The 398-nt window shown below is 60.1% G+C and carries 1 protein-coding gene; it reads right to left on the bottom strand.

Going from position 1 to position 398, the window contains the following annotated elements; all coding sequences use genetic code 11:
• Positions 1–398: AMP-binding protein (locus tag AC1D1Y_RS26740; protein WP_477685004.1), on the bottom strand; the 398-nt coding region annotated here is incomplete at both ends.

Here is a 398-nt window from a genome sequence, read left to right as displayed (position 1 = left end):
GCCAGAAGGTGTCCACGATGGGGCATTTCTCGTGGCCCACGTGTTTGTAGTACCACATCCAAGCTTCTGGGTTGATGGGCTCGCCCACTGAGCCAAGGATGCGAAGGCTAGACAAATCGGAGCGGTCCGGATGCACCGCCGCATCACTTTCCGCAGCCTTGATCAGCGAGCGGATGGCCGTGGGCGCGGTGTAGAAGATGGAGCACTTGTGGCGCTCAATCATCTGCCAGAAGCGGCCCGCGTTCGGGAAGGTAGGAATGCCTTCAAAAATGATTTGCGTGGCGCCCGCGGCCAGCGGGCCGTAAGCCACATAGGTGTGGCCGGTGATCCAGCCGATGTCGGCGGTGCACCAGAAGACATCTTCAGGCTTCAGGTCAAACGTCCAGTCCATCGTCAGC

It is taken from the genome of Polaromonas sp. P1_G1 (assembly GCF_056405595.1).
The sequence above is the reverse complement of the archived record's forward strand: the minus strand, read 5'-3'. Positions and strand labels throughout refer to the sequence as shown.